This window comes from Deinococcus marmoris DSM 12784 (assembly GCF_000701405.1).
GTDB lineage: Bacteria > Deinococcota > Deinococci > Deinococcales > Deinococcaceae > Deinococcus > Deinococcus marmoris.
On sequence record NZ_JNIV01000167.1, the window covers coordinates 1 to 5,667 of the forward strand.

General features: G+C 65.6%; 8 protein-coding genes. 2 read left to right on the plus strand and 6 right to left on the minus strand.

What is annotated here, in order from left to right; genetic code table 11:
• The 3 genes from Q319_RS29230 to mntE all read right to left on the minus strand — a co-directional run.
• Positions 1-188, minus strand: a 188-nt coding sequence (locus Q319_RS29230; RefSeq protein ID WP_425388011.1) for a DUF6444 domain-containing protein, incomplete at its 3' end; no start/stop codon positions are given.
• A gap of 101 nt (positions 189-289) precedes the next feature.
• Positions 290-913, minus strand: a complete 624-nt coding sequence (locus Q319_RS0122260; RefSeq protein ID WP_029484598.1) for a CBS and ACT domain-containing protein — start codon at positions 911-913, stop codon at positions 290-292.
• Positions 914-1,024: 111 nt separating this feature from the next.
• Positions 1,025-1,957 carry a manganese efflux transporter MntE gene (gene mntE / locus Q319_RS0122265; RefSeq protein WP_051655686.1) on the minus strand — a complete coding sequence of 311 codons (933 nt, stop codon included), beginning with the start codon at positions 1,955-1,957 and terminating at the stop codon, positions 1,025-1,027.
• A gap of 324 nt (positions 1,958-2,281) precedes the next feature.
• On the opposite strand from mntE, the gene Q319_RS0122270 reads away from it, so the two are divergent.
• Positions 2,282-3,307 (plus strand): PEGA domain-containing protein, encoded by a 1,026-nt coding sequence (locus tag Q319_RS0122270; protein WP_029484600.1) that lies wholly within the window; start codon positions 2,282-2,284, stop codon positions 3,305-3,307.
• Positions 3,308-3,409: 102 nt separating this feature from the next.
• Here the strand turns inward: Q319_RS0122270 and Q319_RS0122275 are convergent, their stop codons facing one another.
• Positions 3,410-4,021, minus strand: a complete 612-nt coding sequence (locus Q319_RS0122275; protein WP_081846242.1) for an NUDIX hydrolase — start codon at positions 4,019-4,021, stop codon at positions 3,410-3,412.
• Between the two features lie 26 nt (positions 4,022-4,047).
• On the minus strand, positions 4,048-4,680 hold the full coding sequence (locus Q319_RS0122280; protein ID WP_029484602.1) for a MazG family protein: 633 nt from the start codon (positions 4,678-4,680) through the stop codon (positions 4,048-4,050).
• A gap of 113 nt (positions 4,681-4,793) precedes the next feature.
• Between Q319_RS0122280 and Q319_RS0122285 the strand changes: the two genes are divergently transcribed.
• Positions 4,794-5,297 (plus strand): hypothetical protein, encoded by a 504-nt coding sequence (locus Q319_RS0122285; RefSeq protein WP_029484603.1) that lies wholly within the window; start codon positions 4,794-4,796, stop codon positions 5,295-5,297.
• A 45-nt stretch (positions 5,298-5,342) separates the two neighbouring features.
• Here the strand turns inward: Q319_RS0122285 and Q319_RS25085 are convergent.
• Positions 5,343-5,667: IS66 family transposase (locus tag Q319_RS25085; RefSeq protein ID WP_029484604.1), on the minus strand; the 325-nt coding region annotated here is incomplete at its 5' end.

The following is a 5,667-nucleotide window of genomic DNA, read 5'->3' on the forward strand; positions in this document are numbered from 1 at the left end:
CCGCTCTTCTGGCGCTCACTCTTGGGAAGCCACGGTTTGTCCTGGCTGGGAGGCTGGCTAGAGGTTTTGCTGGTTTGCGCGAGCTGGGCTTCCAGATCTTGAACACGGGCGAGCAAGGCAGCAAACGCGAGTTGAAGCTGTGCCAGTTCAGCTCCCAGTCGTTTGCAGTTGGCGCAGTCGTTTTGAATGCGCCTACTCTACACTCGCCCGCTTCGCAAGTCCCCCTGCTGAGTAGTTACGTCCTTTTTTCTGCTGCGTCTATTCGGACAAATGCTCTAGATTCTCTGGTTTACTCCAGAACGGTAATGCCCGAATCCCTCACGCGCTGCCTGACGTCTTCCGTCCCCTCGCCGCTGACTCGCATCACGAAACGGCGGTGACCGTCACGCCCGTCATAGGTGGCCACGCTGATGATGTTGCTGGGCGCAATGGCGCGCGTGGCCTTTTCCAGACTGCCGGGGGTGTCGGGCATCTCCAGCGTGATCCGTGCGCCGCCCTCGCGCATTCCCAGGATCTCGGTGAAGGCGCGCAGCACATCCATCGTGGTGATGATGCCGCTGAGCTTGCCGCTGTCGTCCAGCACGGGCAGGCCGCCCACATGGTGCTCCTGCATCCGCAGCGCAGCGTCTTCCATGTACTCGCCCTCGGCTGCCGTGATCACCGGGCGGGCCATCATCTCGGCCACCGTCAGCTTGCTCAGCAGGTAATTCAGCTCCCACACGCTCAAAGTGGTGGCCTTGCTGGGCATGGCGTCTTTCAGGTCCTTGCGGGTGGTGATCCCGATCAGCTTGCCCTTATCCATGACGGGCAGGCGGCGGAAATTGCCGTCCTTGAGGGTCTTCAGCGCTTCCATAACGGGCGTGCTGGGGGTCACGGTCACGGGGTCACGGGTCATCCAGTCGCGTACAAGCATATTAAAAGTCTACTGGATTACGCTTGGGCAAACTTGCCGTTAGTTCCCGGTCCTGGCCCGCTGGCTGTAACGTCAGCGCCCGAAGGGAGGGTCGAGGTGGGAATGCCCGCGCTACAGCACCAGCACGCCGTGGTGCTTGGCCTTGTCCTGCGGCTCCACGTGGATGGTGATGCTGCTGCCCGGAATCTCGGCGCGGATGGCGTCTTCCAGGCGGTCACAGATGGTGTGGGCCTGCTGCACGGACATCTCGCCGGGGACCACCATATGAAACTCGATAAAGGCCAGACGTCCGGCGTGGCGGGTCCGCAGGTCGTGCATTTCCAGCGCGCCGTCGCCGTGTTCGCTCATGATCCGGCGGATACCTTTCTCGGTCTGCGGGTCCACGGCAGCGTCCATCAAGCCGCCCACGCTCTCGCGCATCAGACCGAAACCACTCCAGAGGATGTTGACCGCCACCAGCAGCGCCATCACCGGGTCCAGCCAGGTCAGGCCGGTCAGTTTGGCGGCCAGTACGCCCAGCAGCACGCCCACACTGGTCAGCACATCGGTCTTCAGGTGTCGCCCGTCGGCCAGCAGCGCCGGGGAGCGTAACTCGGCCCCCGCCCGCAGCAGCAGCCCGGCCCACAGCATGTTGATCACCCCTGCCCCCGCATTGACCAGCAAGCCCGCGTAGGGGGCGTCCAGTTCGCGCGGATTCATCAGCCCGCCTACGGCCTCGCGCCCGATGCTCAGGGCCGCCAGCACGATCAGCACGCCCTCGGCCACCGCGCTGAAATACTCGGCCTTGGTGTGTCCGTAGGGATGGTTCTGATCGGCGGGCAGGGCCGCCACGCGCAGCGCCACGAAGGCTGCCAGCGCCGCCGCCACGTTCACCACGCTTTCCAGCGCGTCCGAGTACAGCGCCACGCTGCCGGTCATCAGGTAGGCCACGAATTTCAGGCCCAGCACCACCAGCGCCACCGCCACCGTCCACAGCGCCAGTTGCGCCGCCCGTCCGGCTCCCTGGGGCCGTGGGGTGTTCTGGGCAGGAGACGGCGCGCTCATGTCGGGAGGCTAGCAGGGTTAGGCGTGGCAAAAGACGTGGTGGGGGGTGTGGAACTGGCCCGGAGACAGTCTGGAAGCGAGTGGATAGGGTGCCTGATCTGTCTGCGGCAGAGACGCGTGAGCCTCGGAGCGCCGATCTTAATGAAACTTCGGTCAGATGGGATTGAAGGGCGGCAGTGTCAGTGTCGGAACCGCCCACTGACACGTGCGTCAGCCACCCATCACGCTGCTGACGGTAAGCTGAAGCACTATTAACGTTGCCCCCGGCCCCACTCATGGCCCGTCATGTTGCCCGGCTTAACCTGCATCTCGGAGGTACCACCCGTGAAGAAACTCTTGATGATCCCCGCAGCCCTGCTGCTGTCTACCGCCGCCGCCGCCCCCAAGATCAGTGCCCAGAGCATCATCGTGAACCCCACCACCCCTGACCTGAGCGTCAGCGTGCGTGTCGACAAGGATTCCACCGGCGCGCAGAACCCGGCCTACAAGGTCGACGACAACGCCGTGATCAGCGCCACCGTCAACCGTGACGCCTACGTCTACCTGTTCAACGTCAACCCCGACGGCAGCGTGGACCAGATCCTGCCCAACCGCCTGAGTGGCGGCGACAGCAACCTCGTCAAGTCCGGCACCACCAAGAGCTTCCCCGCGCCCGGCGACAACTTCAAGTTCACCATTGCCGGTCCTATCGGACAGAACAAGGTGCTGGCGCTGGCCAGCCTGACCCCGCTGAAGCTGGACCAGATCAGCTCCTTCAAGACCACACAGGACCAGTTCGCCACCGTGAACGCCAAGAGCCAGGCCGGACTGGCCCAGGCCCTGAGCATCGTGGTCACGCCCATTCCCCAGAACTCCTGGGTCTCCGATACGGCCTTCTATACGGTTGCTGGCGTTACGCCGATCAGCACCGGCAGCCTGTTCGTGGGCACCAACGTGGACAATGCCACCGTGACCCTCAACGGCCAGCGGTTGGGCGGCGCGAACGTGACCTACAACAACCTGCGCCCCGGCAGCTACCCCGTCCGCATCCAGGCCCCCGGTTACCGCGACATCTCCACCACGGTCGCCATCCGCGCCGGAACCACCACCAACGTGAACGCCGAGTTCGCCGCCGTGGTGGTCACGCCCCCCGCCCCCACCAAACTGACCATCTCGATCCGCAGCAGCGTGAACAACGCCCGCGTGTTCGTGGACGGACAGGAAGCCGGAACCATCAGCAATGGCACCCTGAACGTGCAGGTGGACCGGGGCAGCCACGAGATCGTGCTGATTGCCCCCGGCTACCGCACCTTCCTCAGCACCTACAACGTGACCACCAACGGTCAGATCACCATCAACCCCACCCGCTAAATTCAGCCCTGTGGTTGTGATCCCCCGCCTCGTTGGCGGGGGTTTTTCTATGCCGGGAGGATCAGGCAGGTACGCAGAGGCAGGGTCTTTGCTGGGCGTCGCCTACAGCGGGCCGTCGGTCAGCAGATCGTGCAGCACCCGCGCGGTCATGCCCCAGATATCGTGGCCCTGCCAGGGGTAGCGGTACAGGATGACCGGCTGCCCGTCCGGCATCTGGCGGTGTTCGCGGGTGGGCGTCAGGGCGCGCAGTTCCGACAGGCTGGGCAGCAACAGTTGGGCCACCTCGCCCGACAGCTTCAGCCTGGGCTGGGCCGGAACGCGCGCCAGCACCGGGGTGACATGAAAGCCCGCCGGGGTATACACGTCGTCCATCTCACCCAGCACGGTGACGGCGGCGGGGTCCAGGCCCACCTCCTCCCACGCCTCACGCACAGCCCCGGCGATCACGCTTTCCCCGGCCTCCAGACTGCCGCCCGGAAAGGCGATCTGGCCCTGGTGGGTGGGAAGTTCCGAGGACCGCACAGTCAGCAGCACGCGCGGGTCTGCCTCGCGCGTCAGGGCCACCAGCACGGCGGCGGGGCGGTAGTCGGGCAGGTGCAGCGTCTGACGGCGGCGCGCGGCCAGCCAGCCTTGCCAGGGGTCTGGCTCCAGTTGTGGGGGATGGTCTCCGAGCAGCGAAACGTCCAGCGGATCGGTCAAGTGCGGATCGGTCAGAGGTGAATCGGGCCGGGGCGGACCGCTCACGAAGCGCCGCTCTCGTCCGGCAGGCCCTCGAGCGTCTGGGTGGTGTGGTCCCGCAGCGCCAGTTCCGCGTCCACGCCCTGTGCGCTTGCCCAGGCCACCACGGCGGCCAGCACGTCTGCAACACCCTTCGGCGAATCGGCGGCGGCCTCCAGAACCCCGGCCACCGCCTGCCGCCCACCCGAAAAGCCCGCCAGCTTCTGCGTCGCCGCCTCGCGGGCCAGTGCGCCTAATGCCGAGGGCACCCGGTCCAGCGCGCGGCGGGGTCTGCCGCCCTGTTCCGCCGCCTTGATCGCCTGCCAGTTGCTCACCACCTCGGCGCTGCCACTGACCACTGCGCTCCCAAACACATGCGGATGCCGCCGCACCAGCTTCTGCACGATGGCCTCCTCTACGTCCACATAAGAGAAAGTGCCCTCTTCCTCGGCGATCACGCTGTGAAAGGCCACCTGAAGCAGCACGTCGCCCAGTTCCCCGGCCAGTTCCGCCGGGCTGCCGCTGTCGATGGCGTCCACAGCTTCCGCCGCCTCTTCCAGCAGGTACGGGCGCAGCGAGGCGTGGGTCTGCTCGGCGTCCCAGGGACACCCGTCCGGGGCGCGCAGGCGGCGCATGGTGGTCAGAAGGTCCTGCATGCAGGCCACTGTAGCGCCTGGGTTCGGGGGTCTTTGTGGGAGGCGTCCGCCTGGCAGCATCTGCCTCATTCCCACTTCACGGCCCATCAGACAGGGTGTGCTGGACTGTGCAGATGAAGCCCCTGACCCGCCTCGTGCCCGCCGTAGTCCTGACCGCACTGCTGCTGCCTGCCCAGATGTCCGCCCAGGCCCAGATTGCCCAGGCCCAGACGCCCGCCACTGCGCTGCCCGCCGCCTGGACGGGTGCCCGGCTGGCCACGGCCACCTACGTGATCCTGGACCCGCAGATGGCGGGTCCCAACCTGCTGGGCGGTAGCGATCAGACCAGCGTGCTGGACGCCATGCGGCGGGACTCGGGAAACGCGCTCAAGCGGCGGTATCCAGGGGCCACCATCAGCACCGATGCCACCAACGCCGGGGCCATCCGCGTGACCCCGGTGCTGAATACCCCCTCTGCACTGTTGCCGTGGCTCAAGCTGACCGCGCGCCTGGACCTGACCCTGCCCGAAGGCGACAGGGTCAGTGTGGGTCAGGAATTTACCCTCTGGGACGTCTATCAACACCGGGCCGAGGCTGCCAATTTCGTGTATGACCAGTTGGCCCAGCGCCTGCCCTGAGGAGGCGGCAGTTCGTGAACCCTTGCGTTGTCTGATCGTAACTACTCAGCGCGAGAAGTCGGGCATGAGGATGTCACCGCGAAATACACTCACGAGGCCCTGCCAGACATGTATGCCCTGCTTGCGAAGTGTGGAGATATAGCTGCGAATCCGGCAGAACGCCGCTCCACCAGTCAGAGACCGAAACCCACCTGACACTTTGCGCTTGATACAGAACATCCGAATATCCCGTTCCGCCTGGTTGTTGTCGAAGGGAACGTCGTCCCGTTCGAGAAACAGAAGCACCGCATCTCGGTGCTTCTGACACCGCAAGGCCAAATTCCGGCCCGGAGTTTGCCTGGGTTTTCCCCGGCGGCCTGGCACTGGGGGC

Bases quoted from the DNA above. Each gene is read 5' to 3' on its own strand.
- mntE (WP_051655686.1), bottom strand. From the start codon at position 1,957: ATGAGCGCGCCGTCTCCTGCCCAGAACACCCCACGGCCCCAGGGAGCC.
- Q319_RS0122260 (WP_029484598.1), bottom strand. From the start codon at position 913: ATGCTTGTACGCGACTGGATGACCCGTGACCCCGTGACCGTGACCCCC.
- Q319_RS0122285 (WP_029484603.1), top strand. From the start codon at position 4,794: ATGAAGCCCCTGACCCGCCTCGTGCCCGCCGTAGTCCTGACCGCACTG.
- Q319_RS0122280 (WP_029484602.1), bottom strand. From the start codon at position 4,680: ATGCAGGACCTTCTGACCACCATGCGCCGCCTGCGCGCCCCGGACGGG.